The organism is Pseudomonas sp. Pseusp9, from assembly GCF_059491265.1.
Map to the genome: position 1 here is coordinate 6,497,767 of NZ_CP168500.1, position 23,971 is coordinate 6,521,737.

The following is a 23,971-nucleotide window of genomic DNA, read 5'->3' on the forward strand; positions in this document are numbered from 1 at the left end:
ATGGAAACCCGAGCCCATCATGTATTGATCGGCCTGTTCACCGTGATCGTGGTGACGGCTGCGCTGCTGTTCGGCCTGTGGCTGGCCAAGTCCAGTGTCGATACCGAGTTCAAGGACTACGAGGTCGTGTTCAACGAGGCGGTCAGCGGTTTGTCCAAGGGCAGTTCGGTGCAGTACAGCGGGATCAAGGTCGGCGACGTGATTTCGCTACGGCTGGACCCGAAAGACCCGCGGCGAGTGCTGGCGCGCATTCGCCTGGCCGGCGATACCCCGGTCAAGGAAGACACCAATGCCAAACTGGCCCTGACCGGCGTCACCGGGACCTCGATCATCCAGCTCAGCGGCGGTACGCCACAGAGCCCGACGCTCAGGGGCAAGGATGGCAACCTGCCGACCATCGTCGCCTCGCCCTCGCCCATCGCCCGCCTGCTCAATGACAGCAACGACTTGATGTCCGGTGTGAACACGCTGATGCAAAACGTCAACCTGATGTTCTCCACGGAAAACATCGAGCGCATCAGCAAAACCCTGGAGCACCTGGAGCAAACCACCGGAACCATTGCCGAGCAACGCGGTGATATCCGCCAGGCCATGCAGCAACTGGCCTCGGTCGGCAAGCAGGCCAATAACATGCTTGAGCAGACCACGGTGCTGATGCGCAATGCCAACGGGTTGCTCAATGATCATGGCAAGGATGTGCTCGGCAGTGCCGAGCAGGCGATGAAGTCGCTGCAGGAGAGCAGCGCTACCCTCAATACCCTGATCAGCGCTAATCAGGATTCGCTCAACAGCGGCATGCAAGGCCTCAGTGGCTTGGGCCCGGCCGTGCGCGAGATGCGCGAAACCCTGTCTTCATTGCGCGTTATTACCAAACGTCTGGAGGCCAACCCCAGCGGTTACCTGCTGGGCAGTGAAAAGACCAAGGAATTCACGCCATGAAGTTGTTTCGGTTCGCCCTCCTCGCTGGCTTCACGCTGATCAGCTCGTGCTCGATCCTGCCCAAGCCCGAGCCCTTCGAGGTCTATCGATTACCTTCGGCCCAGAATGCATCGGCCAGCCATGGCACGCCGCAACGCTGGTCGTTGCGCCTGACCAAATTCCAGTCCAGCGAAGCGTTGAACAGTCCGAACATTGCAGTGATTCCTCAGGGCGATGTGATCAGCCACTACAAGGGCTCGCGCTGGAGCGACCCAGTACCGGTGCTGGTGCGCAATCGCTTGCTGGAAGGTTTCCAGCATGACGGGCGGGTGCCGTTGTTGAGCACCGACGACAGTATTTTCCAGGCCGATCTTGAATTGGGCGGCAGCCTGCAGGCGTTCCAGACTGAATACCAGGGTACGAATGCTGGCGTGGTGGTGCGTCTGGATGCATTGCTGGTGCGCAGTTACGACCAGCGCATCCTTGCCAGCCACCGTTTTGAAGTGCGTCAGCCGTTGAACAGCGTGCAAGTCCCGGCGGTGGTGGCGGGGTTTGGTCAGGCGAACGATCAGTTGACCGCACAGGTGGTGAACTGGACAGTCGAGCAGGGGCAACGGCTGGCCCCGCCGCCAAGACCCTGAAGTCTGTGTGACCCCTTGTGGGAGCGAGCCTGCTCGCGAAGACGGCGCCTCAGTCGAAGTTGATTCAGCTGACACTCCGCTTTCGCGAGCAGGCTCGCTCCCACAGGGGTAAGTCGTATTAGTGCTGTAAAAACGCCTGATGCAGCTCAGACAGCGTTTCAAAGTGATACGCCGGTGCTTCAGCGCTCAGTTCTTCGTGGCTGCCGAAGCCGTAACCCACGGCAGCCGCGTCCAGGCCGTTGCTGCGCGCGCCGATCAGGTCGTGCTTGCGGTCGCCGATCATCAAGGTGTTCGTCGGGTCCAGGTGTTCTTCGGCCATCAGGTGAGCGATCAGCTCGATCTTGTTGGTCCGGGTGCCATCCAGTTCGCTGCCGTAGATCACCTTGAAGTGCTTGGCAAAATCGAAATGCCGGGCGATTTCCCGGGCGTACATCCACGGTTTCGAGGTCGCGATGTACAGCTGTCGACCTTGCCCGCCAAGGGTTTCCAGCAGCGGCGTGACGCCGTCGAACACCCGGTTTTCGTACAGGCCGGTGACCTTGAATCGCTCGCGGTAGAAATTCACCGCCTCCCAGGCCTTGGCTTCGTCGAAGTCATAGAACTGCATGAACGCCTGCAACAGTGGCGGACCAATGAAATGTTCGAGTTTGGCCAGGTCCGGTTCGTCGATACCCAGTTTGCCCAAGGCGAACTGGATCGAACGGGTGATACCTTCGCGCGGGTCGGTCAGGGTGCCATCGAGGTCGAATAAAACGGTTTGGTAATGCATGTTGAATCCTGAATAAGAGGGCCGGGTCAAAGCTGGTCGTAGCCTTCGGCCAGATGCAGGTCCTTGAGCTTCACGTAGTTCGCCGCGCTGTAGGTGAAAAAGGCGCGCTCCTTGTCAGTCAGCGGGCGGATCTGCTTCACCGGGCTGCCCACATACAGGAAGCCGCTTTGCAGATGCTTGCCCGGCGGCACCAGGCTGCCGGCACCGATGATCACCTCATCGTCGACCACCGCACCGTCCATGACGATGCTGCCCATGCCGATCAACACCCGGCTGCCCACCGAACAGCCATGCAGCATGACCTTGTGGGCAATGGTCACGTCATCGCCGATCAGCAATGGAAAGCCATCCGGATTGAACGGCCCGGCGTGGGTGATGTGCAACACACAACCATCCTGCACACTGGTGCGCGCGCCGATGCGGATGCGGTGCATGTCGCCACGGATCACTGTCAGCGGCCAGACCGAGCTGTCGTCGCCGATTTCAACATCGCCGATCACCACCGCCGAGCCGTCGACAAAAGCGCCTTTGCCGAGCCGCGGCTTGTGGTTCTGATACTTGCGAAGGTTCACGATAGGGTTTCTCTCTGTCGCTGATAGCTGCGGTGAGTGTCGATTGTAATTAAGATGGCTGCATGTTTCTCCAGCCAAGGTATCAACCGTGAGCGTGAACAACCCTCTTTTGCAGTCCTACGACCTGCCACCGTTCTCCGCCATCCGCGCCGAACACGTACAACCGGCCATTGAAAAGATCCTGGCTGACAACCGCGCTGCCATCGTCGAGATCCTCAAGTCCCAGGCCACCCAGCCAACGTGGGCTGGCCTGGTGCTGGCGATGGACGAGCTCAACGACCGCCTGGGCGCCGCCTGGAGCCCGGTCAGCCACCTCAATGCCGTGTGCAACAGCGCCGAACTGCGTGAAGCCTACGAGTCGTGCCTGCCGGCCTTGAGCGCCTACTCCACCGAGTTGGGCCAGAACCGCGAACTGTTCCAGGCCTTCGAAGCCCTGGCCAGCAGCCCGGAGGCCGCCGGTTTCGACGTGGCGCAGAAAACTATCCTGGAACACTCCCTGCGTGACTTCCGTCTGTCGGGTATCGACCTGCCGGAAGCCGAACAGAAGCGTTACGCCGAAGTGCAGAGCAAGCTGTCCGAACTGGGCAGCCGTTTCTCCAACCAGTTGCTCGATGCCACCCAGGCGTGGACCAAGCACATCACCGATGAAGCCGCCCTCGCCGGCCTGACCGATTCGGCCAAGGCGCAAATGGCCGCCGCGGCAGAGGCCAAGGGCCTGGACGGCTGGCTGATCACCCTGGAATTCCCGAGCTATTACGCGGTGATGACCTACGCCCAGGACCGCGCACTGCGTGAAGAAGTCTACGCGGCTTACTGCACCCGTGCGTCGGACCAGGGGCCGAATGCCGGCCAGAACGACAACGGCCCGGTCATGGAAGAAATCCTCGACCTGCGTCAGGAGCTGGCCAAACTGTTGGGTTTCAGCAGTTTCTCGGAACTTAGCCTGGCGACCAAAATGGCCGAATCCAGCGATCAGGTGCTGGGCTTCCTGCGTGACCTGGCCAAGCGCAGCAAACCGTTCGCCGCCCAGGATTTGGAACAGCTCAAGGCCTATGCTGCCGAGCAAGGTTGCCCGGACCTGCAAAGCTGGGACAGCGGTTTCTACGGCGAAAAACTTCGTGAGCAACGTTACAGCGTGGCCCAGGAAGCCCTGCGCGCCTACTTCCCTATCGACAAGGTGCTCGGCGGCCTGTTCGCCATCGTGCAGCGTCTGTACGGCATCGAGATTGCCGAGCTCAAAGGCTTCGACAGCTGGCACCCGGATGTCCGCCTGTTTGAAATCAAGGAAAACGGCCAGCACATCGGCCGCTTCTTCTTCGATCTCTACGCTCGTGCCAACAAGCGTGGCGGGGCCTGGATGGATGGCGCCCGCGACCGTCGCCGCACGGCTGGCGGCGTGCTGCAAAGCCCGGTGGCGAACCTGGTGTGCAACTTCACCCCGGCTGACAGCGGTAAACCGGCGCTGCTGACCCACGATGAAGTCACTACCCTGTTCCATGAGTTCGGTCACGGCCTGCATCACCTGCTGACCCGCGTTGAGCATGCTGGCGTGTCCGGCATCAACGGCGTGGCCTGGGATGCCGTCGAACTGCCAAGTCAGTTCATGGAAAACTGGTGCTGGGAGCCTGAAGGCCTGGCGTTGATTTCCGGTCATTACGAAACCGGCGAGCCGCTGCCTCAGGACCTGCTCGGGAAAATGCTCGCGGCGAAAAATTTCCAGTCCGGCCTGATGATGGTTCGCCAACTGGAGTTCTCGCTGTTCGACTTTGAACTGCACGCCACTCACGGTGATGGCCGCGGCGTGCTGCAAGTACTCGAAGGCGTGCGCGACGAGGTCTCGGTGATGCGTCCGCCGGCCTACAACCGCTTCCCCAACAGCTTTGCGCACATCTTCGCCGGCGGTTATGCCGCGGGTTACTACAGCTACAAATGGGCAGAAGTGCTGTCGGCCGATGCCTTCTCGAAATTTGAAGAAGAAGGCGTGCTCAACGCCGACACCGGTCGCGCCTTCCGTGAAGCGATCCTGGCGCGCGGCGGTTCCCAGGAGCCGATGGTGCTGTTCGTCGACTTCCGTGGCCGTGAGCCATCGATTGACGCACTCTTGCGCCACAGCGGCCTGAGTGAGGACGCAGCAGCATGAGCGAGGGACCTGTGATTACGAAAAAACGCTTTATCGCCGGGGCGGTCTGCCCGGCATGCAGCGAGCCGGACAAGTTGATGATGTGGAATGAAGACCAGGTCCCGCACCGTGAGTGCGTGGCCTGCGGCTACTCCGACACACTCAATGAGCAGGGGCTGTCGGTGCCCAAGGAGCTGGGGACGCGGGTCAATACCACCGTGCCCAAAGCCCCGGACACCAAGGTGCAGGCAGTTCAGTTCTTCCCGAATCCAAAGCTGAAGAAAAAGCCCGACGAACAGCACTGAGTGAAAAAGCCCCCGTTGCGCCAAACAACGGGGGCTCTTTTTATTCGATATGAGCGGACTTGAACCAGCTTTTCATCGAGCACGCGGCGAACGGGCTGGTGCTGCAATCGCCGTTGGCCAGTGCCGTGCGCAGTTTGTCGATATCGGCCTGCATCATGTAGCGGATACCGTCCTTGAAGTGGGAGCTATCGCCAAAGCCGCCCCTGGTCATTTCGTTCAGCGCATCTTCCTTGCTCCAGCCTTGCACGACTACCCGATACATTGCCGCGATCAAACCGGTCCGGTCAGAACCGTGCTTGCAGTGCATCAGCACCGGACCCTTGGCTTCGGCGGTCTGAATGGTGCGCAGGGCTTTGATTATGTCTGCGTCATCCACATGGTTGGTGCGATAGGGCAGTTGTATCTGTTCGATACCAGGAGAAGACAACCAGCGCGAGTCCGGCTCCGGCAGAAAGTTGATCACCGTGCCGACCTTGAGCTTTTCCAGAAGCGGCAGCGCCCCCTTGTCGGGTAATGCACTGCGATAGAGAGTGGGAGACATTTGAAAAAGGTTGTACTGCGTCTCCACCGGTTGAGCCCAATCTGCCGGACGTGACGAAGCCGCATCGTCGGCGAAGACGGGTGTCAGGTTGAGAAGTGCGACCAGTGAGAGGCACATGGCAGGGAAAATGCGCGGTAGGGACATGCTTGGTTGACCGTCCAGGAATAGGCAGATGTTGGCGTACAGCTTCAGTCCTGAACGGTCAAAGCCCTGTGAGAGGGGTGTCAATGAAACGTGAAATGATGCTACCTGGATTGAACGACAAAACAGTAGGGACCCACACATACTCCAGTTGTGCATGTTAACAATTGGAGTCTAATGAATGCCTTGAGTATTTTTTCCAGGCTGGATTGATTGTACTGAGGGCCGGTATGGGGGGCTTGCACTTTCATTAATCGATGGCGCACTAAGGAGGTAGTCTGATTAAGGTCGCTTATAGCCTTCAATATTAAATACTTCCCTACGCACCAAAAATCCAGAGTCATCTGCAGAAACAATCGTAAGAAATATTCAGAATCTTGAGTTGTTTTCAGCCCATTGCGATCAGCGTTGCTGCGCATGAACAGCACGCGCAGCAGGTAATTCAATGATTTTTATTCATTAAACGTTGATGATATTTGCATAGGCCTTGGCCAGTGCAATCATCTTTTCCCTGTCATTGTCGTCAACGTCGCCATCGCCATCCACGTCTTTGGCGTTACGAATACTGAATGACTGACCACCATCGTAAGACGATGCAATGAAAATGCTGGAGTCAACCAGTTTATCTGTCGTAACACCGTTTTCATCCTGGACCGACTCTTTCAGGGCGAACTGCATGGAGACAAGCACTTCATCTGGATCGACTATGGTAGGGCCAAGTTTTTGGAGGAAAATACCACGAAGATTGAAATACGACATATTTAAAGTCCTTTAATTAATGTCCATTAGTTGGTTGTTGCGAAAAAATAATAACGACACTTTCAGCACTTGAACCAGATTTAATATGTGTCTCTTGATTACCTGATACAGGCTTGCAACAAACGAAAACCGAGAAGGAGCCCAACGGCACTGGCTCCACCGCGTGCGCCGATGTACTGTATGTGTATACAGTTATCAGGGTTTCCCCATGCATACGCCATTGCCCCCACGTGGTCGCGGCACCGCAACCAACCCGCACAATCGCTTTGCCCCCAGCCATTCGGTGGCTGAAGACGACGGCTGGTACCAGGAAGTACCGCTCACCCAGGGCACCGAGGTGCGCATCGAAACGGCGAAAACCATCATCACCCGCAATACCTCACCGGACTTGCCATTCGATCGCTCAATCAACCCCTATCGCGGCTGCGAGCATGGTTGTATCTACTGCTACGCAAGGCCAAGCCATGCCTATTGGGACATGTCGCCAGGGCTGGATTTCGAAACCAGGCTGATCGCCAAGACCAACGCCGCGCAGGTGCTGGAGGAACAGCTGTCCCGGCGTGGCTATCAATGTGCCCCGATCAACCTCGGCTCCAACACCGACCCGTATCAGCCGATCGAGCGTGAATACAGGATCACCCGGCAAACCCTCGAAGTACTCCTGCGTTTCCGGCATCCGGTGACCATCGTCACCAAGGGCTCGCTGATTCTTCGCGACCTGGACCTGCTGACCGAGCTTGCCAGCCAAAGGCTGGTGGCGGTAATGATCAGCCTGACCACCCTGGACGATGAACTCAAACGCATCCTCGAGCCCCGCGCCGCAGCGCCCAAGGCCCGGTTGCGGGCGATCAGGGTAATGCGCGACGCAGGCATTCCGGTGGGCGTGCTGTGTTCACCGATGATTCCGATGATCAACGACAGCGAACTCGAAAGCCTGCTAACCGAGGCCCGCGACGCCGGGGCACAGAGCGCTGCATACATGATGCTGCGCTTGCCGTTGGAAGTGGCGCCCCTGTTCGAGGACTGGCTGGCGGCCCACTACCCTCAACGGGTGGCGCATGTCCTGAGCCTGATTCGCCAGAGCCGTGGTGGTGAGCTTTACGACAGCCGTTTTGGTGCGCGGATGCGCGGTGAAGGCCCGTTTGCGGACTTGCTGGCGCAGCGCTTTGCCAAAGCGATCAAACGGCTTGGACTCAATCACCGGGAGGGGTTCAATCTGGACTGCGAAGCCTTTTGTCCGCCGGGTCGCCAAATGTCGTTGATTTGAGGACAATTGGCCTATGGTTGAGTACTGGAGAGCGTGCTCACGCATTACGCTGGTCACGTTTTTTGTGACCTGTAACACACGTTCTAGAGCGGTTCATTCAGTTTGAATTAAGATTCTACCGCTACCTTGTTCACCGAGTGACTGATGGGTCGAGATGTTCGGCCTGGATGTTTTTTAACCAGCCACTGGCTTCACACGGAACCACACGGGATGACTCCCTGACTCCGCCAATGAGGATGAATCATGAGTGACAAGGATAAACAGCCGTTGGCTGCGTCGGCTTCAGCCCAACCCGAGGCCGAAACCGCCGATGCAGCGTTGCAGCATATCGTTGACGGCTTTTTGCATTTTCATCATGAGGTCTTTCCCCAGCAGGAAGAGCTCTTCAAGAAACTCGCCACGGCCCAGCGGCCACGAGCGATGTTCATTGCCTGCGCCGATTCGCGCATCGTCCCCGAGTTGATTACCCAGAGCTCCCCAGGCGACCTGTTCGTGACCCGCAATGTCGGTAACGTCGTACCGCCCTACGGGCAAATGAACGGTGGTGTTTCCACGGCCATCGAGTACGCCGTACTGGCTCTGGGGGTGCATCACATCATCATTTGCGGGCATTCGGACTGCGGCGCCATGCGTGCGGTGCTCAACCCGGACAGCCTGGAAAAAATGCCCACGGTCAAAGCCTGGCTGCGTCATGCCGAAGTGGCCAAAACCATGGTGCAGGAGAACTGCAACTGCGCTAACGAAAGCGAAAGCATGCACGTCCTCACCGAAGAGAATGTGATCGCCCAATTGCAGCATCTGCGCACCCATCCGTCGGTGGCCTCGCGCATGGCCAACGGTCAGCTGTTTATCCACGGCTGGGTCTACAACATCGAAACCAGCGAAATCAAAGCGTACGACGCCGATCAAGGCTGTTTCCTGCCGCTCAATGGCAGCCTGCCAATTCCCGTGGCGACGCCCAAAGCGCGCTTCTAAATCCGCCTAAATCGTTGTGTGGTTCAGCCGAGGCTGCCGTTCAGGCAGCCTGGCTTTGCCATGCCTGAAGAAAACTTCGGGAGACTCACCATGCGTGCTGCTCGACTCAAAGCTGTTCTGCCACGGGAACTGTTGGCTTCGGTGGTTGTGTTCCTGGTCGCCCTGCCCTTGTGCATGGGTATCGCGATTGCCTCGGGGCTGCCGCCGGCCAAGGGGCTGATCACCGGCATCATTGGCGGTCTGGTCGTCGGCTGGTTGGCCGGTTCGCCGCTACAGGTCAGCGGCCCGGCAGCGGGCCTGGCCGTTCTGGTATTTGAACTGGTCCGCCAACACGGTATAGCCATGCTCGGGCCGATTCTGTTGTTGGCGGGGTTTCTGCAAGTGGTGGCCGGGCGCTTGAAACTGGGATGCTGGTTTCGGGTGACGGCGCCTGCGGTGGTGTACGGCATGCTGGCCGGGATTGGCGTGCTGATCGTCCTGTCTCAGGTGCATGTGATGCTGGATGCCGTACCCCAGCCTTCGGGCCTGGATAACCTGGCAGCCTTCCCGGCAGCGCTGGCTCAGGCGTTGCCCGCATTTGGCTGGCAAGCCGGCTTGCTTGGTTTGTCGACGATTGCTGTCATGTGGCTGTGGGAAAAATACCGTCCGCAATCCCTGCGCTTCATTCCAGGCGCGCTACTCGGCGTCGGTCTGGCCACGCTTGCCAGCCTGGTGTTGGCATTGCAGGTCAAACGGGTTGAGGTGCCGGCCAACCTGACGGAGGCCATCGACTGGCTGAAGCCGGCGGATCTGCTCAACCTGGCTGATCCGACCTTGCTGATTGCCGCGTTTGCCGTGGCCTTCATCGCCAGCGCCGAAACCTTGCTCTCGGCCGCGGCGGTTGACCGCATGCACAGCGGCCAGCGCTCGGATTTTGACCGGGAATTGTCGGCACAAGGTGTCGGCAACATGTTGTGTGGCCTGCTCGGCGCGTTGCCAATGACCGGCGTTATCGTGCGCAGCTCAGCGAATGTTCAGGCCGGAGCAACGACGCGGTTTTCGACCATTTTCCACGGCCTGTGGCTGCTGGCGTTCGTGCTGTTGTTGTCCAGCATGCTGCAAAGCATTCCGGTGGCAAGCCTGGCGGGCGTGCTGGTGTACACCGGCTTCAAACTGGTGGATCTCAAGGTTTTTCGTGGCTTGGCCCGGTATGGTCGGGCGCCGATGTTCACTTACGCGGCAACTGCGCTTGCCATCGTTTTCACGGACCTGCTGACTGGCGTGTTGATCGGCTTCGGCCTGACGCTGGTGAAACTGGCGCTGAAAGCCTCTCGCTTGAAAATCAGCCTGATGGACTTGCCCCGGGAAGGGGAAATGGAATTGCGCCTGGTGGGCGCGGCAACCTTCCTCAAAGTGCCGGCGCTGACCAAGGTGCTGAGCAGCATTGCGCCAGGCACGACTGTGCATGTGCCGCTCAACAATTTGAGCTACATCGATCACTCGTGCCTGGAGCTGCTGGAGGAGTGGAGTCGGGCAAATGCGGCCAAGGGCTCGAAGCTGTTGATTGAATCGCGGGGATTGAAGCGAAGGCTGGAGGGGCGGGTGCGGACCAACATCGGTATTGGTGCGGCTGGCTGACGTTCCTGTGTGGGAGCGAGCAAGCTCGCTCCCACACAGGAGTTTTATTTACCGATGGATCAAGCCGCCGGCTGATCCAGTTCCAGACCTACGCCCAAGCGGCGGGACATGCACGGCCAGCGCTTCCACGCGGCGCCGGTGTCCGGGCTGCTGAGCTTCTCGCGGTAGGCTTCCACCGACTCTAGCGCAAAGCTCTCTTCGGTCAGCATTTGTTCGAAAGCGTGATGTACGACTTCGTCCAGTTGGTTGGCAAACTCCTCACCGATCAATTGGTGAGCAATCAGGTTGGCGACAGTCATGTCCAAGGGGATCAGTGGCTGGCCGAAATGCTTGATGTACAGGTCGTTGACCTCTTCGACGAACCGGTGCGCCAGATAGGCTTCATCCAGCAGGCTGTCGAGCCCGACATGACCGGCCATGATGGCTGGCGGCTGGAGGAAGTACTGCTCGGCGATTATCAGCACTGGTTTGATCTGCGACTCGATGCCCGCTTCCCTGGCGACTTCATTGGCTGCGTCCAGCAGATCAGGAACTTCATTGATGTAAGCGGCGACAAAACGCGTCAGCACACCATTGGCGTCCGCTTCCGGCAACTGGATCGCCGGGTGTAGATGAGGCAGTTTGCATTCCAGCTGACGCGTCAGCAGGCCGGTCTCGGCTTCGTGTTGTTGGGCTTTTTGGATCTGCTCGCGCAATGCGGCGGTGTTCATGAAAACTCCAGGAAACAAGGCAATGAAATAGGGAAGACATAACTTAGCTGGCTTACGAAAAATGCTAAGACGCATTTGTCATAATTATTTCATCCTTGAGACATAGCCGTTATATCGATTGGCCACCACTCGTCTGCATCCTTCTCCATTCGTACCCTGCAAAGCAAGTTAATGCTGTTTCAGATGATTTACGCCTTCGCATTGCGAGGTCGGAGGTGCTGTCTATACTCGGGGTGGAATGGAGTTAGCTGATGACGCCCGACTGCATGTGCAGCAAGGCCCGGCGATTCAAGTTCGTAGTCTGATGCAGCCGCTCCCTTGCCGCAGGTGAAAGCCGGCGGGATAACAAGAACGATAAGGGGAACCCGCAATGATGCGACATCCACATGTCTGGATGGGCCTCCTGTTGTGGTCGATTTTCAGTCAGGCGCAAGCGGCCTGGACTGTGAATATGGCGCCTGGAGCGACTGAAATCAGTCACGCAGTATTCGACCTGCACATGACCATTTTCTGGATCTGTGTGGTGATCGGCATCATCGTTTTTGGCGCCATGTTCTGGTCGATGATTCTCCACCGCCGCTCGACCGGGCAGGTGGCCGCCAAATTTCATGAAAGCACCACCGTCGAAATCCTCTGGACCATCGTGCCCTTCCTGATCCTGGTGGCCATGGCGATTCCCGCTACCGCGACCCTGATCAGGATGTACGACGCCAGCGAGCCGGAAATCGATATCCAGATCACCGGCTACCAGTGGAAGTGGCACTACAAGTACCTGGGCCAGGATGTCGAGTTCTTCAGCAACCTGACCACCCCCCAAGATCAAATCCACAACAAGGAAACCAAGGGCGAGCACTATTTGCTCGAAGTCGACAAGCCATTGGTGCTGCCGGTCGGCACCAAGGTGCGTTTCCTGGTGACCTCCGCCGACGTGATCCACTCCTGGTGGGTGCCGGCTTTCGCGGTCAAGCGCGATGCGATTCCCGGGTTCGTCAATGAAGCCTGGACCCGCATCGACAAGCCCGGCATCTACCGTGGCCAGTGCGCCGAGTTGTGCGGCAAGGATCACGGCTTCATGCCGACCGTGGTCGAGGTCAAGGAAAAGGCCGATTACGAAAAATGGCTGGCCGATCGCAAGGTCGAGGTCGCGCAGCTCAAAGAGTTGACCAGCAAGGAATGGACGCTCGACGAACTCAAGGATCGCGGCGACAAGATCTACCACACCACCTGTGTGGCCTGTCACCAGGCCGAAGGCCAGGGCCTGCCGCCGATGTTCCCGGCGCTCAAGGGCTCGAAAATCGCCACCGGGCCGAAAGAGGCTCACTTGAGCCTGGTCTTCCATGGCAAACCGGGCACTGCGATGGCGGCGTTCGGCAAGCAACTCTCGGAAGTCGATATCGCGGCGGTCGTGACCTATGAACGTAATGCCTGGGGCAACAACAAGGGCGACATGGTCACGCCTAAAGAAGTGCTGGAGCTGAAACAGGCGGAAAGCAAATGACCCGGTCTATTGCGCACGTACGGAACCGGTCGGGGCTACGCAGCCCCGCCTGCCCAGCCCATCTGTTTGCAGGAGACAGGACATGACTGCTGTAATCGATGAACATGTTCATACCGCCACCGACCACGCCCACGGACCCGCCAAAGGCCTGATGCGTTGGGTGTTGACCACCAACCACAAGGACATCGGTACGTTGTACCTGTGGTTTGCGTTCTCCATGTTCTTGCTGGGCGGTTCGTTCGCGATGGTGATTCGCGCCGAACTGTTCCAGCCCGGACTGCAAATCGTCCAGCCGGAATTTTTCAACCAGATGACCACCATGCACGGCCTGGTGATGGTCTTCGGTGCGGTAATGCCGGCTTTCGTCGGCCTCGCCAACTGGATGATCCCGCTGATGATCGGCGCGCCGGACATGGCCCTGCCGCGGATGAACAACTTCAGCTTCTGGCTGTTGCCGGCAGCGTTCCTGTTGCTGGTATCGACCCTGTTCACCGCCGGCGGCGGGCCGAACTTCGGCTGGACCTTCTATGCACCGCTGTCGACGACCTACGCACCGGAAAGCGTGACCTTCTTCATCTTCGCCATCCACTTGATGGGGATCAGTTCGATCATGGGGGCGATCAACGTGATCGCGACCATCCTCAACCTGCGCGCCCCCGGCATGACGCTGATGAAAATGCCGCTGTTTGTCTGGACCTGGCTGATCACCGCGTTCCTGTTGATCGCAGTGATGCCGGTACTGGCCGGGTGCGTGACCATGATGCTGATGGACATCCACTTCGGCACCAGCTTCTTCAGTGCCGCCGGTGGCGGGGACCCGGTGTTGTTCCAGCATGTGTTCTGGTTCTTCGGTCACCCTGAGGTGTACATCATGATCCTGCCGGCATTCGGCGCCGTCAGCTCGATCATTCCAGCCTTTTCGCGCAAGCCGTTGTTCGGCTACACCTCAATGGTCTACGCCACGGCGAGTATCGCGTTCCTGTCGTTCATCGTCTGGGCGCACCACATGTTCGTGGTCGGCATTCCGCTGGTGGGCGAGCTGTTCTTCATGTACGCCACGCTGCTGATTGCAGTGCCCACCGGGGTCAAGGTGTTCAACTGGGCCAGCACCATGTGGCAAGGCTCGCTGACCTTCGAGACACCGATGCTGTTCGCCGTGGCGTTCGTGATCCTGTTCTCCATCGGTGGTTTCTCCGGGTTGATGCTGGCCATCGCCCCGGCGGACTTCCAGTACCAGGACACCTACTTTGTGGTCGCGCACTTCCACTATGTGCTGGTGCCGGGGGCGATCTTCGGGATCTTCGCCTCGGCCTATTACTGGATGCCGAAGTGGACCGGCCACATGTACGACGAAACCCTCGGCAAGCTGCATTTCTGGCTGTCGTTCATCGGCATGAACATGGCCTTCTTCCCGATGCACTTCGTGGGACTGGCGGGCATGCCGCGGCGAATTCCGGACTACAACCTGCAATTCGCCGACTTCAACATGGTGTCGTCGATCGGCGCATTCATGTTCGGCGCCACGCAGATCTTCTTCCTGTTCATCGTGATCAAGACCATTCGCGGCGGCCCCAAGGCACCGGCCAAACCTTGGGATGGGGCCGAAGGCCTGGAGTGGAGCATCCCGTCGCCGGCGCCGTATCACACCTTCACAACGCCGCCGGAAGTTAAATGAACACCAAAACCCTTGTAGGAGCGAGCTCGCTCGCGATGGTCGTCAACGATAACGCTGGAAGCCTGATACCCCGCGGCGTTTTCAGGTTTTTCGCGAGCGAGCTCGCTCCTACAGGGTTTGGTGTAGAGGCTGGAAATCATGGCTGACTCGATTTCGATGAAGAAACTGGTCACCCGACTATTGCTTGTGGTGGTAGCGATGTTTGTCTTCGGTTTTGCGCTGGTGCCAATCTACGACGTGATGTGCAAGGCCTTCGGCATTAATGGCAAGACCGCCGGGCAGTACGAGGGTGAGCAGACGGTCGACACTTCGCGACAGGTGCGTGTGCAGTTTCTGTCGACCAACACTGCCGATATGCCCTGGGACTTCTATCCCAAGGGTGAGGAGCTGGTGGCCCATCCGGGGGCGGTGAACGAGATGATCTTCATCGCCCACAACCCCACCGACAAGCCGATGAGTGCCCAAGCCGTGCCGAGCATCGCGCCCAGCACCGCGGCGGCGTATTTCCACAAGACCGAATGTTTTTGTTTTACCCAGCAAGTGCTGCAGCCCGGTCAACGGATCGAGATGCCGGTACGTTTCATCGTTGACCGTGACATGCCCAAGGACGTGAAGCACCTGACGCTGTCTTACACGCTGTTCGATATCACCGCCCGACATCCACCGGTAGCTGTAAACACTGGCGGCTGAGCGTGCCCGATAAGGAGAACAATAAATGGCAACTCATGAACACTATTACGTTCCCGCCCAGAGCAAATGGCCGATCATCGCCACGCTCGGCATGGTCACCACCGTGTATGGCCTGGCCACCTGGTTCAACGATCTGAAAGCGGCGCGCCCGGAATCCCACGGGCCGCTGATCTTTTTCGTCGGCGGATTGCTGGTGGCCTACATGCTGTTCGGCTGGTTCGGCACGGTGATCAAGGAAAGTCGCGGCGGTTTGTACAGCCCGCAAATGGATCGCTCGTTTCGCTGGGGCATGAGCTGGTTCATTTTTTCGGAGGTGATGTTCTTCATCGCCTTTTTTGGTGCGCTGTTTTACGTGCGTCACATCTCCGGGCCTGCACTCGGCGGTGAAGGCGCCAAGGGCATTGCGCACATGCTGTGGCCGAATTTCCAGTTCACCTGGCCGCTGCTGGAAAACCCCGATTCGAAGCTGTTTCCGCCGCCCAAGGAAGTCATCAGTCCCTGGGGCCTGCCGCTGCTCAACACCGTCTTGCTGGTGAGCTCCAGCGTGACCGTGACCATCGCCCACCATGCCTTGAAAAAGGGCCATCGCGGCGCGCTGAAGCTATGGTTGGCGCTCACCGTGCTGCTGGGCTGTGCGTTCCTCACCTTCCAGGCCGAAGAGTACATGCACGCCTACCACGAGCTGGGCCTGACCCTGGGCTCGGGCATCTACGGCGCGACGTTCTTCATGCTTACCGGGTTCCACGGCGCTCACGTGACCATCGGCACCATCATCCTGTTCGTGATGCTGATGCGGATCATGCGCGGGCACTTCGACAGCGAGCACCAGTTCGGCTTCGAAGCGGCGAGCTGGTACTGGCACTTCGTGGATGTGGTGTGGATCGGGCTGTTTGTTTTTGTCTATGTGCTTTAGAGCAGCTTGCAGGAGCGAGCTACCAAGGGACGTGGGACACCAACTGGCCGCTGAAAAAGCCCCAGGTAATCAAGCCAAGGGTAAGGGCGGCCAGGGTCACACGAACACTCAAGGCAATGACGAGGCGGTTTGAGCGGCTGTCGTCCTTGACCAGAAAAAACAGGCCGCTGAACAGGCTGACAATCGTGGCAATCAGCATCAGGACGATGGCTGCTTTGAGCATGGTTAAGACTCCGGGGGGAGAAGCGATGCACTTAAGTATAGCTATCGCGATGACCGACTTTCTGGCGATGCCATGAAGCGCTTTCGGCCGGGTATCGTGCCAACGCTGGTGGTCGCGCTGTTGCTGCCGCTACTGGTGTCCCTTGGGTTCTGGCAATTGAGCCGGGGCGCGGAGAAAAGCACGCTGCTGCAAACCTACGCCGAGCGCCGGGCCGCCGAGCCAATGGCCAGCAGCGAACTGCGGCACACCACTGACCCTGCCTTTCGCCGGGTCCGCCTGCGCGGCCAGTTCGATGCCGAACACAGCCTGCTGCTAGACAACAGTCAACGCAACGGCAAGGTCGGCGTCGAGCTGTTGCAACCGTTTCACGATCAGGCCACCGGGCTTTGGCTGCTGGTCAATCGCGGCTGGCTGCCATGGCCGGAGCGCCGCACACCACCTCAATTCAAGACACCCACCGAAGCGGTAAGCCTCGATGCGTGGGTCTACGTCCCCCCCGGTGCGACGTTCCAATTGCACGCCGACCCCACGACGTTGACATGGCCGAAGCTGATTACGGCCGTTGAACCAACCAGGCTGTGGACTGCACTGAACCGCGAAGGTTTTGCTTACGAACTACGCGCCGAAACCGGCCCCGCCACCTATCAGGCCGACTGGCCGGTGGTCGCCACGGGGCCGGAAAAACACATCGCTTATGCCGTGCAGTGGTTCGCCATGGCGATTGCTCTGTTCGGTCTTTATCTCTATCTCGGCTGGCACAACGCAAAGGAGAAACACCATGGGAGCGGCCATGAATCCACCCAGCATGTCTGAAGCGAAACCGTCGGTTAACCGGCGCAAGGGCCGCTTGCAGCTGCTGCTGATCCTGCTTGGGGTAATCGGTCCGATGATCCTCGCCACCGGCATGTACAAGCTGAATTTCTGGGTGCCCGATGGCCGCAGTTATCACGGCGAACTGATCGGCAATGGCCAGACCCGTGCCGATATCGGCGTGCCGGCCCAGGAGGATCGCTGGCAGATGCTGGTGACGGCGCCCAAGGATTGCGCGGTGGACTGCCAGCAGCTGGTGTACCTGGCGCGACAGATCCAGATCGGCCTCGGTCGCGATGCGTCCCGCGCCAGCCATGCCTTGGCCGTCGCGCAGACGCTGAACAGCGATTACGAGACTAAACTTCAACGCGAGTACCCGCAGTTACAACGCTATCCACTGGACTTGCCGACCTACATCAAAGGCGCTCAGAGCAATGACGCGCCGCACCTGTGGATCATCGACCCTCACGGCAATCTGGTGCTGCGCTACGACCCGTCGGTGAAGGGCAAGGACTTGCTCAACGATCTGCGTCACCTGCTGAAACTGTCGAACATCGGATAAGGGCATCGTCATGGCCAAGCCTGGATTTCGCCTCGCGCTGTTTGCCACCTTGCTGGCACTTATTGTGGTGTTGCTCGGCGCCTACACCCGCCTGACCCACGCCGGCCTCGGCTGCCCGGACTGGCCGGGCTGCTACGGCTTCATCAGCGTGCCGAAAAGCGAAGCCCAGCTGGCTCATGCCGAATTGCATTTCCCGGATGCTCCGGTCGAGGCCCACAAGGGCTGGAACGAGATGATCCACCGCTACTTCGCCGGCACGCTGGGGATGTTGATTGCGGTACTGGCCGGTCGCGCGTGGGTGCATCGCCGCCATCCGGGGCAACCGGTGAAGTTGCCGTTGTTTCTGTTGGCGGTGGTGGTTGGCCAGGCCGCTTTCGGCATGTGGACGGTAACGCTCAAGCTCTGGCCGCAGGTGGTCACCGGGCATTTGCTTGGCGGCTTTGCGACCTTGAGCTTACTGTTTCTGCTGACCTTGCGCCTGTCCGGCGTACTGCCGGCCCTGACCGTGCCACGACGTTTGCAGTACTGGGCGACGGCGGGGCTGTTGCTGGTGATCGGGCAAATTGCCCTCGGTGGCTGGGTCAGTTCCAATTACGCCGCCGTGGCCTGCATCGACTTTCCGACGTGTCACGGCCAGTGGTTGCCACCGGCCGACTTCGCCAACGGCTTTCACCTGACTCAACACATCGGTCCGAACTATCTTGGCGGGCAGCTGGACAGCGACGCCCGTACGGCCATCCACCTGACCCATCGCATCGGCGCGTTGCTGGTCACCCTGGTTTTGCTCGGTCTGGCCTGGCAATTGAAGGTGGTCGGCATGACACGCCTGGCAGGCCTGGTGCTGATCGCGCTGGGTGCACAAATCACCCTGGGCATCAGCAACGTGCTGTTCCATCTGCCGCTGCCAGTGGCCGTCGCGCATAACGCGGGCGGCGCGGCGCTGTTGCTGACCATGGTGCTGGTCAATTACCACGCCCGAACCAGTCTGGTTCGGGTCAAGCAGCCAGCGCGCTGGCACTTCAGCCCGCGTAAACACTCAGCCGGGCCCATAACAATAAAAGGAGAGACGCCATGGCGGTTCTGATCGGCGAACGTCCCAGTCAGGCGATCTGGCGTGACTACCTGGAACTGACCAAACCCAAAGTGGTGGTGCTGATGCTCATCACTTCACTGGTGGGAATGTTCCTCGCGACCCGTGCCGGGGTGCCGTGGACGGTGCTGATTTTCGGCAACCTGGGCATCGCCCTGTGTGCCGGGGGCGCGGCGGCGGTCAATCATGTGGTGGACCGGCGCATCGACGCGATCATGGCACGCACCCACAAGCGGCCTCTGGCCGAAGGCCGGGTTTCGCCGGCCGCCGCACTGACCTTCGCGCTGGTATTGGCGGCCCTCGGGCAAGCCATGCTGCTGGCGTTTACCAACCCGCTGACTGCGTGGCTGACCCTGGCCTCGCTGCTCGGTTATGCGGTGATCTACACCGGATTTCTCAAACGCGCGACCCCGCAGAACATCGTCATCGGCGGTCTGGCGGGTGCTGCACCGCCATTGCTCGGCTGGACCGCTGCCACCGGTCACGTCAGCGCCGAGCCGCTGCTGCTGGTGCTGATCATCTTCGCCTGGACCCCGCCGCACTTCTGGGCGCTGGCGATCCATCGCAAGGAGGAATACGCCAAGGCCGACATCCCGATGCTGCCGGTCACCCATGGCGAGCACTACACCAAGATTCATATCCTGCTTTATACCTTCGCGCTGCTCGCTGTCAGCCTGATGCCCTACGTGATCCACATGAGCGGTACGCTCTACCTGGTCTGCGCGCTCGGGCTGGGTGCGCGGTTTCTGCAATGGGCCGTGGTGCTGTACCGTGGCACTCGGCCGCACGCGGCGATCAACACGTTCAAGTACTCTATCTACTACTTGTTCCTGTTGTTCATCGCCCTGCTCGTAGACCACTACTTACTGTTGAACCTATGACTCGAACCCAGAAAACCGTCTTCATTCTCGTCGCCCTGATCGCACTGATCCTGGGGCTGACCGTCAACAAGGTGCTGTCCGGGAAAAACCAGGGCGATCCGACGGCACTGATCGACGCCGGCATCATTTTGCTGCCGCAGAGCCGTAGTCTGCCGGAAGTGACGATGACCAATCAGGACGGCCAACCGGTCACGATCAATGAACTGAAGGGCAAGTGGAGCCTGCTGTTTTTCGGCTACACCTTCTGCCCGGACGTCTGCCCGACCACCCTCGCCCAATTGCGACAGATCAAGAGCCAGTTGCCACCCGAGGCAGTAAATAAACTGCAAATCGTGCTGGTCAGCATCGACCCCAATCGCGATACGCCCAAGCAGCTCAAGCAGTACCTGGGCTACTTCGACCCGCAGTTCGTCGGCCTGACCCCGGCGTCGACCGAAGAGCTGCAAAAGGTCGCCAATGCGGTGAGCATTCCGTTCATTCCGGCGGACACCAGCAAGCCGAACTACACCGTCGACCACAGTGGCAACCTCGCGGTGATCGGGCCGGACGGCACCCAGCGCGGCTTCATCCGCGCGCCGTTGAACAACGCGAAGCTGGTGGCGCAGTTGCCGGTGATGCTCAAGCGCAATTAAGCGACACAAAACCCTTGTAGGAGCGAGCCTGCTCGCGAAGGTGTGTCAGCTGCATGGGCGTCGACTGGCACTCCATCGCGAGCGAGCTCGCTCCTACAAGGGGCGGTATTTCAGGCACAAAAAGGGGCGCATTCAATGCGCCCCTTTTTCGTTTACGTCAGCTGATCAGAACGCCGGCACCACTGCGCCTTTGTACTTCTCGAGGATGAAGGCCTTCACTTCCGGGCTGTGCAGGGCAGCCACCAGTTTCTTCATCGCTTCGCTGTCCTTGTTGTCCGGACGAGCAACCAGGATGTTCACGTACGGCGAGTCGCTGCCTTCGATCACCAGTGCATCCTTGGCCGGATCGAGCTTGGCTTCCAGCGCGTAGTTGGTGTTGATCAGTGCCAGGTCGACCTGGGTCAGCACGCGCGGGATGGTCGCGGCTTCCAGCTCGCGGATTTTCAGGTCCTTGGTGTTCTCGGTGATGTCCTTCACGGTCGACAGGATGTTGTTCGAATCCTTCAGCTTGATCAGCCCGGCCTTGGCCAGCAGCAACAGCGCACGGCCGCCGTTGGTGGCGTCGTTCGGGATCACCACGTTGGCGCCACCTGGCAGTTCGGTCAGCGCTTTGTATTTGCTGGAGTAAGCGCCCAGAGGTTCCAGGTGCACGCCGCCAACCGACACAAGGTTGGTGCCCTTGGCCTTGTTGAACTCATCCAGGTACGGCTGGTGCTGGAAGAAGTTGGCGTCCAGGCGTTTTTCCGCGACCTGTACGTTCGGCTGGATGTAGTCGGTGAAGACTTTGACCTTCAGGTCCACGCCTTCTTTGGCCAGGGTCGGCTTCACGAATTCGAGGATCTCGGCGTGTGGCACCGGGGTGGCCGCGACGGTCAGGGTTTCAGCGTGAGCAGAGAACGCGGCAACGGCCGCGAAGGCCACGAGTAGTTTTTTCATTCAGCTAACTCCTTGTGCGGCGCCGTTTTCGGCGCCTGCCAGCGAATGGCCGGCTCATGTCTTATTTACGGGAGAAATGCACAACCAGTTTGTCGCCAACGGTTTGCAGCACCTGGACCAGCACCAGCAGCAACACCACCGTCACGACCATCACATCGGTCTGGAAGCGCTGGTATCCGAAGCGGATCGCCAGGTCACCCAGACCACCGGCACCCACGACACCAGCCATCGCCGTGTAGGACACCAGTGTAATTGCTGTCACCGTAATCGCCGCGAAAATGCCCGGACGAGCCTCCGGCAACAATGCGTTGGTGATGATCTGTCGCGTGGTCGCGCCCATGGCCTGGGTGGCTTCGATGATGCCGCGATCGACTTCACGCAGGGCGGTTTCCACCAGACGGGCGAAGAACGGCGTGGCGCCCACCACCAGCGGCGGGATTGCACCGGCTACACCCAGGGACGTGCCGGTGATCAGCACGGTGAACGGAATCATCACGATCAGCAGAATGATGAAGGGCAGCGAACGCAGAATGTTCACCACCAGCGACAACATCGCGTAGACGCCTTTGGCTTCCAGCAACTGGCGCGGGCTGCACAGGAACAGCAATACACCCAGCGGCAAGCCGAGCAGCACGGTGAACAGCAGCGAACCGCCGAGCATCATCAGGGTGTCGCCGGTGGCCAGCCAGATCTCGAGCCAGTCGATATTGGCGAAGAAACTTGTCAGGGCTTCCATTAGCGCAGCACCTCCATGTGGACGTCGGCTGCGGTGAAGCGGGCGAAGGCTGCGTCCATGTCACCACCGGTCACGGCCAGGGTCAGTTGCCCGTAAGGGATGTCTTTGATGCGATCGATTCGACCGGCAAGGATGCTGTAGTCCACGCCCGTTTCGCGGGCGACGGTGCCCAACAAAGGTGCGTAGGTCGCTTCGCCCTGGAAAGTCAGGCGTACGATGCGACCCGGGACATGCGCAAAGTCGTCACGCTGCTCGCTTTCGTCGATGTGCTCGTCTTCTTGCACGAAGCGCTTGGTGGTCGGGTGCTTCGGGTGCAGGAACACCTCGGCCACCGAACCCTGCTCGACGATCACGCCTGCATCCATGACGCCGACCTGGTCGCAGACCCGGCGGATCACGTCCATTTCATGGGTGATCAGCACGATGGTCAGCTTCAACTCGCGATTGATCTCGGCCAGCAATTGCAGGACCGACGCCGTGGTTTGCGGGTCGAGGGCGCTGGTGGCTTCATCGCACAGCAAAATTTTCGGCTTGGTTGCCAGGGCACGGGCAATGCCGACGCGCTGCTTTTGCCCGCCGGACAATTGCGCCGGGTACTTGTTGGCGTGATCGGACAAACCGACCCGGGCCAGCAATTCGGCAACGCGACGGTCGATGTCACTGCGGGACAGTTCACCAGCGAGTGTCAGCGGCAGCGCGACGTTGTCGGCAACGGTCTTGGAGGCCAACAGGTTGAAGTGCTGGAAGATCATCCCGACCTGTTGACGGAAACGGCGCAGGCCGTTGGCGTCCAGGGCCGTGACTTCTTCGCCGTCGACGATGATCTTGCCGCCACTGGCGTTTTCCAGGCGATTGATCAGACGCAGCAGGGTACTTTTTCCTGCGCCGGAATGACCGATCAAGCCGAAAACCTGCCCGTTCTCAATCGTCAGACTGGTCGGATGCAGGGCGGGGATTTCCTTACCGGCGACGCGGTAGGTTTTATGGACGTTTTGAAACTCGATCACGTAGCGAACCTTGTGGGGCGCGTTGAAAAAGGGTCAGCGGTTAGCCGGGCGCGCATTTTAGCCTGTCCGTATAGAGGTTCTTAGCATTTATTTCGCATTTGTACTGTCATTTGGCAATAACGCGGAAGCGAAGGCCAAAGGATCTCAGGCTTGAAATCCTCTTTTGAGGAAAGGTGTTCTCACAAGCAAGCCCTCTCCCACAATGGTTCTGCGTCGGTCACAGATCCAGTGTGGGAGCGAGCCTGCTCGCGATGCTTTCAGGGTTTGCGCGGACTCAGCACCATCTGCGCCGGAACACTGCGCAAAATCTGCCGCTCCAGCTTCAGATCAAACTCAGGATCGAGCTTCTTCACCCGTTTGGTCAGCAAATTAGCCAGCCAAGGGTAATCATTGGTGCGCGGAGCCTGAATGCTCACGTCACACTGAAAATTCACCACATCGGCGGCGATGGCATCCAGTTGGCGACGCAATTTGCCCATATCGTTGATATTCAGCGCGACCGTGGTGCTTTCAGCCGTTAGATCGATGACCTTGGCTTTTGGCTTGGCTTCGGCAGCCTTGAGGGCGGCTTCGGCTTTTTCCAGCTCGGCCTTGCGTGCCTGGGCAATCGAGCCGTTGACTCCACCGGTCAGCGCCGGAGCCTTGGGCATCAGCGCGCGGGCCCGGCTCAGGGCGGTCGCGGCGGCATCCACGTCACCCTTTTGCAGCACGATCTGGCTGCGGCGCAGGTAGGCTTCGGCCAGTTGACGCTGGTACTGCTCCAGGGAAGCATCGTTGGGCGATTCGGCCTGCAAGGCTGCCAATTGGTCTTCGGCGGTCGCCAGTTCATCGCTGGCGATGTTCTGCTCCAGCTGTACGAGGGCCGTGGCCCGCGCATCGGCGGCCACGGTGGCCGCCGGTGGCGTGCTCTGGCAGGCGCCCAGCAGCAAAGAAAATGCGACAAGGAGCAGATAACGGGAGGCGAACGACTTCATTCCTGCGACT

At 59.4% G+C, this 23,971-nt stretch carries 26 protein-coding genes; 16 read left to right on the plus strand and 10 right to left on the minus strand.

Annotation, left to right across the window (positions count from 1 at the left end; translation table 11 throughout):
- Both ACEN8E_RS29725 and ACEN8E_RS29730 read left to right on the plus strand, forming a co-directional pair.
- Entirely contained in the window at positions 1 to 939 is a 939-nt protein-coding gene (locus ACEN8E_RS29725; RefSeq protein WP_495590877.1) for an MlaD family protein, read from the plus strand.
- Complete coding sequence (locus ACEN8E_RS29730) at positions 936 to 1,559, plus strand: ABC-type transport auxiliary lipoprotein family protein (RefSeq protein ID WP_495590878.1); 624 nt, start codon at positions 936 to 938, stop codon at positions 1,557 to 1,559. Before ACEN8E_RS29725 ends, ACEN8E_RS29730 begins: the two co-directional genes overlap by 4 nt.
- Positions 1,560 to 1,677: 118 nt before the next feature.
- On the opposite strand, the gene ACEN8E_RS29735 is transcribed toward ACEN8E_RS29730, so the two are convergent.
- Together ACEN8E_RS29735 and ACEN8E_RS29740 are read right to left on the minus strand one after the other, a co-directional pair.
- Positions 1,678 to 2,328 (minus strand): HAD family hydrolase, encoded by a 651-nt coding sequence (locus ACEN8E_RS29735; protein ID WP_495590879.1) that lies wholly within the window; start codon positions 2,326 to 2,328, stop codon positions 1,678 to 1,680.
- Between the two features lie 26 nt (positions 2,329 to 2,354).
- A complete protein-coding gene (locus ACEN8E_RS29740) occupies positions 2,355 to 2,900 on the minus strand; it encodes a gamma carbonic anhydrase family protein (protein WP_495590880.1) in 546 nt (181 codons plus the stop codon).
- 88 nt (positions 2,901 to 2,988) lie between these two features.
- On the opposite strand from ACEN8E_RS29740, the gene prlC reads away from it, so the two are divergent.
- Together prlC and ACEN8E_RS29750 are read left to right on the plus strand one after the other, a co-directional pair.
- Positions 2,989 to 5,040, plus strand: coding sequence for an oligopeptidase A (gene prlC, locus ACEN8E_RS29745; RefSeq protein WP_495590881.1), 2,052 nt, complete (start codon positions 2,989 to 2,991; stop codon positions 5,038 to 5,040).
- Entirely contained in the window at positions 5,037 to 5,324 is a 288-nt protein-coding gene (locus ACEN8E_RS29750; protein ID WP_104450399.1) for a YheV family putative zinc ribbon protein, read from the plus strand. The genes prlC and ACEN8E_RS29750 overlap by 4 nt, the downstream gene beginning before the upstream one ends.
- Before the next feature lie 40 nt (positions 5,325 to 5,364).
- On the opposite strand, the gene ACEN8E_RS29755 is transcribed toward ACEN8E_RS29750, so the two are convergent.
- Entirely contained in the window at positions 5,365 to 6,009 is a 645-nt protein-coding gene (locus tag ACEN8E_RS29755; protein WP_495590882.1) for a dual specificity protein phosphatase family protein, read from the minus strand.
- A gap of 456 nt (positions 6,010 to 6,465) precedes the next feature.
- A complete protein-coding gene (locus ACEN8E_RS29760; RefSeq protein ID WP_495590883.1) occupies positions 6,466 to 6,765 on the minus strand; it encodes a hypothetical protein in 300 nt (99 codons plus the stop codon).
- A gap of 208 nt (positions 6,766 to 6,973) precedes the next feature.
- On the opposite strand from ACEN8E_RS29760, the gene ACEN8E_RS29765 reads away from it, so the two are divergent.
- The 3 genes from ACEN8E_RS29765 to ACEN8E_RS29775 all read left to right on the plus strand — a co-directional run bounded on the left by ACEN8E_RS29765 (position 6,974) and on the right by ACEN8E_RS29775 (position 10,624).
- The gene (locus ACEN8E_RS29765) at positions 6,974 to 8,032 is read left to right on the plus strand and encodes a PA0069 family radical SAM protein (RefSeq protein ID WP_495590884.1); all 1,059 of its coding nucleotides are present in this window, start codon (positions 6,974 to 6,976) and stop codon (positions 8,030 to 8,032) included.
- Between the two features lie 243 nt (positions 8,033 to 8,275).
- Positions 8,276 to 9,007 (plus strand): carbonic anhydrase, encoded by a 732-nt coding sequence (locus ACEN8E_RS29770; protein WP_057397367.1) that lies wholly within the window; start codon positions 8,276 to 8,278, stop codon positions 9,005 to 9,007.
- Between the two features lie 90 nt (positions 9,008 to 9,097).
- On the plus strand, positions 9,098 to 10,624 hold the full coding sequence (locus tag ACEN8E_RS29775; RefSeq protein ID WP_495590885.1) for a SulP family inorganic anion transporter: 1,527 nt from the start codon (positions 9,098 to 9,100) through the stop codon (positions 10,622 to 10,624).
- 59 nt (positions 10,625 to 10,683) lie between these two features.
- Here the strand turns inward: ACEN8E_RS29775 and ACEN8E_RS29780 are convergent, their stop codons facing one another.
- Positions 10,684 to 11,334: a hypothetical protein gene (locus ACEN8E_RS29780; RefSeq protein ID WP_495590886.1), complete on the minus strand. Its 651-nt coding sequence runs from the start codon at positions 11,332 to 11,334 to the stop codon at positions 10,684 to 10,686.
- A gap of 370 nt (positions 11,335 to 11,704) precedes the next feature.
- On the opposite strand from ACEN8E_RS29780, the gene coxB reads away from it, so the two are divergent.
- From coxB to ACEN8E_RS29800, 4 genes are all read left to right on the plus strand, one after another.
- Positions 11,705 to 12,832 carry a cytochrome c oxidase subunit II gene (coxB, locus tag ACEN8E_RS29785; protein ID WP_429367806.1) on the plus strand — a complete coding sequence of 376 codons (1,128 nt, stop codon included), beginning with the start codon at positions 11,705 to 11,707 and terminating at the stop codon, positions 12,830 to 12,832.
- An 82-nt stretch (positions 12,833 to 12,914) separates the two neighbouring features.
- The gene (gene ctaD, locus ACEN8E_RS29790) at positions 12,915 to 14,507 is read left to right on the plus strand and encodes a cytochrome c oxidase subunit I (protein WP_495590887.1); all 1,593 of its coding nucleotides are present in this window, start codon (positions 12,915 to 12,917) and stop codon (positions 14,505 to 14,507) included.
- 138 nt (positions 14,508 to 14,645) lie between these two features.
- The gene (locus ACEN8E_RS29795) at positions 14,646 to 15,197 is read left to right on the plus strand and encodes a cytochrome c oxidase assembly protein (RefSeq protein ID WP_429367808.1); all 552 of its coding nucleotides are present in this window, start codon (positions 14,646 to 14,648) and stop codon (positions 15,195 to 15,197) included.
- A gap of 25 nt (positions 15,198 to 15,222) precedes the next feature.
- Positions 15,223 to 16,110 (plus strand): cytochrome c oxidase subunit 3, encoded by an 888-nt coding sequence (locus tag ACEN8E_RS29800; RefSeq protein WP_429367810.1) that lies wholly within the window; start codon positions 15,223 to 15,225, stop codon positions 16,108 to 16,110.
- A gap of 19 nt (positions 16,111 to 16,129) precedes the next feature.
- Here the strand turns inward: ACEN8E_RS29800 and ACEN8E_RS29805 are convergent, their stop codons facing one another.
- The gene (locus tag ACEN8E_RS29805) at positions 16,130 to 16,333 is read right to left on the minus strand and encodes a twin transmembrane helix small protein (protein WP_413703784.1); all 204 of its coding nucleotides are present in this window, start codon (positions 16,331 to 16,333) and stop codon (positions 16,130 to 16,132) included.
- A 72-nt stretch (positions 16,334 to 16,405) separates the two neighbouring features.
- Between ACEN8E_RS29805 and ACEN8E_RS29810 the strand changes: the two genes are divergently transcribed.
- The 5 genes from ACEN8E_RS29810 to ACEN8E_RS29830 are packed head-to-tail and all read left to right on the plus strand — an operon-like array spanning position 16,406 to position 20,308.
- The gene (locus ACEN8E_RS29810; RefSeq protein ID WP_495590888.1) at positions 16,406 to 17,146 is read left to right on the plus strand and encodes an SURF1 family protein; all 741 of its coding nucleotides are present in this window, start codon (positions 16,406 to 16,408) and stop codon (positions 17,144 to 17,146) included.
- The gene (locus tag ACEN8E_RS29815; protein ID WP_495590889.1) at positions 17,112 to 17,705 is read left to right on the plus strand and encodes a PA_0111/PP_0108 family redox-active disulfide protein; all 594 of its coding nucleotides are present in this window, start codon (positions 17,112 to 17,114) and stop codon (positions 17,703 to 17,705) included. The genes ACEN8E_RS29810 and ACEN8E_RS29815 overlap by 35 nt, the downstream gene beginning before the upstream one ends.
- Before the next feature lie 10 nt (positions 17,706 to 17,715).
- Positions 17,716 to 18,789 carry a COX15/CtaA family protein gene (locus ACEN8E_RS29820; protein ID WP_495590890.1) on the plus strand — a complete coding sequence of 358 codons (1,074 nt, stop codon included), beginning with the start codon at positions 17,716 to 17,718 and terminating at the stop codon, positions 18,787 to 18,789.
- Positions 18,777 to 19,676 carry a heme o synthase gene (cyoE, locus tag ACEN8E_RS29825; protein ID WP_495590891.1) on the plus strand — a complete coding sequence of 300 codons (900 nt, stop codon included), beginning with the start codon at positions 18,777 to 18,779 and terminating at the stop codon, positions 19,674 to 19,676. The genes ACEN8E_RS29820 and cyoE overlap by 13 nt, the downstream gene beginning before the upstream one ends.
- Positions 19,673 to 20,308, plus strand: coding sequence for an SCO family protein (locus ACEN8E_RS29830; protein ID WP_495590892.1), 636 nt, complete (start codon positions 19,673 to 19,675; stop codon positions 20,306 to 20,308). Before cyoE ends, ACEN8E_RS29830 begins: the two co-directional genes overlap by 4 nt.
- Positions 20,309 to 20,473: 165 nt before the next feature.
- Here ACEN8E_RS29830 and ACEN8E_RS29835 read toward each other — a convergent pair whose 3' ends face one another.
- From ACEN8E_RS29835 to ACEN8E_RS29850, 4 genes are all read right to left on the minus strand, one after another.
- A complete protein-coding gene (locus tag ACEN8E_RS29835) occupies positions 20,474 to 21,244 on the minus strand; it encodes a MetQ/NlpA family ABC transporter substrate-binding protein (RefSeq protein ID WP_495590893.1) in 771 nt (256 codons plus the stop codon).
- A gap of 61 nt (positions 21,245 to 21,305) precedes the next feature.
- Positions 21,306 to 21,980 carry a methionine ABC transporter permease gene (locus tag ACEN8E_RS29840; protein ID WP_495590894.1) on the minus strand — a complete coding sequence of 225 codons (675 nt, stop codon included), beginning with the start codon at positions 21,978 to 21,980 and terminating at the stop codon, positions 21,306 to 21,308.
- Positions 21,980 to 22,987, minus strand: coding sequence for a methionine ABC transporter ATP-binding protein (locus ACEN8E_RS29845; protein WP_495590895.1), 1,008 nt, complete (start codon positions 22,985 to 22,987; stop codon positions 21,980 to 21,982). The genes ACEN8E_RS29840 and ACEN8E_RS29845 overlap by 1 nt, the downstream gene beginning before the upstream one ends.
- Before the next feature lie 257 nt (positions 22,988 to 23,244).
- Entirely contained in the window at positions 23,245 to 23,961 is a 717-nt protein-coding gene (locus ACEN8E_RS29850; protein WP_495590896.1) for a PA5502 family lipoprotein, read from the minus strand.
- Positions 23,962 to 23,971: the final 10 nt, after the last annotated feature.

Coding starts and splice junctions, on each gene's coding strand:
- ACEN8E_RS29735 (WP_495590879.1), bottom strand. CDS start 2,328: ATGCATTACCAAACCGTTTTATTCGACCTCGATGGCACCCTGACCGAC.
- ACEN8E_RS29800 (WP_429367810.1), top strand. CDS start 15,223: ATGGCAACTCATGAACACTATTACGTTCCCGCCCAGAGCAAATGGCCG.
- ACEN8E_RS29760 (WP_495590883.1), bottom strand. CDS start 6,765: ATGTCGTATTTCAATCTTCGTGGTATTTTCCTCCAAAAACTTGGCCCT.
- ACEN8E_RS29835 (WP_495590893.1), bottom strand. CDS start 21,244: ATGAAAAAACTACTCGTGGCCTTCGCGGCCGTTGCCGCGTTCTCTGCT.
- ACEN8E_RS29810 (WP_495590888.1), top strand. CDS start 16,406: ATGAAGCGCTTTCGGCCGGGTATCGTGCCAACGCTGGTGGTCGCGCTG.
- ACEN8E_RS29755 (WP_495590882.1), bottom strand. CDS start 6,009: ATGTCCCTACCGCGCATTTTCCCTGCCATGTGCCTCTCACTGGTCGCA.
- ACEN8E_RS29840 (WP_495590894.1), bottom strand. CDS start 21,980: ATGGAAGCCCTGACAAGTTTCTTCGCCAATATCGACTGGCTCGAGATC.
- ACEN8E_RS29775 (WP_495590885.1), top strand. CDS start 9,098: ATGCGTGCTGCTCGACTCAAAGCTGTTCTGCCACGGGAACTGTTGGCT.
- ACEN8E_RS29730 (WP_495590878.1), top strand. CDS start 936: ATGAAGTTGTTTCGGTTCGCCCTCCTCGCTGGCTTCACGCTGATCAGC.
- ACEN8E_RS29725 (WP_495590877.1), top strand. CDS start 1: ATGGAAACCCGAGCCCATCATGTATTGATCGGCCTGTTCACCGTGATC.
- ACEN8E_RS29850 (WP_495590896.1), bottom strand. CDS start 23,961: ATGAAGTCGTTCGCCTCCCGTTATCTGCTCCTTGTCGCATTTTCTTTG.
- ACEN8E_RS29805 (WP_413703784.1), bottom strand. CDS start 16,333: ATGCTCAAAGCAGCCATCGTCCTGATGCTGATTGCCACGATTGTCAGC.
- ACEN8E_RS29765 (WP_495590884.1), top strand. CDS start 6,974: ATGCATACGCCATTGCCCCCACGTGGTCGCGGCACCGCAACCAACCCG.
- ACEN8E_RS29820 (WP_495590890.1), top strand. CDS start 17,716: ATGGCCAAGCCTGGATTTCGCCTCGCGCTGTTTGCCACCTTGCTGGCA.
- ACEN8E_RS29770 (WP_057397367.1), top strand. CDS start 8,276: ATGAGTGACAAGGATAAACAGCCGTTGGCTGCGTCGGCTTCAGCCCAA.
- ACEN8E_RS29815 (WP_495590889.1), top strand. CDS start 17,112: ATGGGAGCGGCCATGAATCCACCCAGCATGTCTGAAGCGAAACCGTCG.
- ACEN8E_RS29780 (WP_495590886.1), bottom strand. CDS start 11,334: ATGAACACCGCCGCATTGCGCGAGCAGATCCAAAAAGCCCAACAACAC.
- ACEN8E_RS29830 (WP_495590892.1), top strand. CDS start 19,673: ATGACTCGAACCCAGAAAACCGTCTTCATTCTCGTCGCCCTGATCGCA.
- ACEN8E_RS29795 (WP_429367808.1), top strand. CDS start 14,646: ATGGCTGACTCGATTTCGATGAAGAAACTGGTCACCCGACTATTGCTT.
- ACEN8E_RS29750 (WP_104450399.1), top strand. CDS start 5,037: ATGAGCGAGGGACCTGTGATTACGAAAAAACGCTTTATCGCCGGGGCG.
- ctaD (WP_495590887.1), top strand. CDS start 12,915: ATGACTGCTGTAATCGATGAACATGTTCATACCGCCACCGACCACGCC.
- coxB (WP_429367806.1), top strand. CDS start 11,705: ATGATGCGACATCCACATGTCTGGATGGGCCTCCTGTTGTGGTCGATT.
- cyoE (WP_495590891.1), top strand. CDS start 18,777: ATGGCGGTTCTGATCGGCGAACGTCCCAGTCAGGCGATCTGGCGTGAC.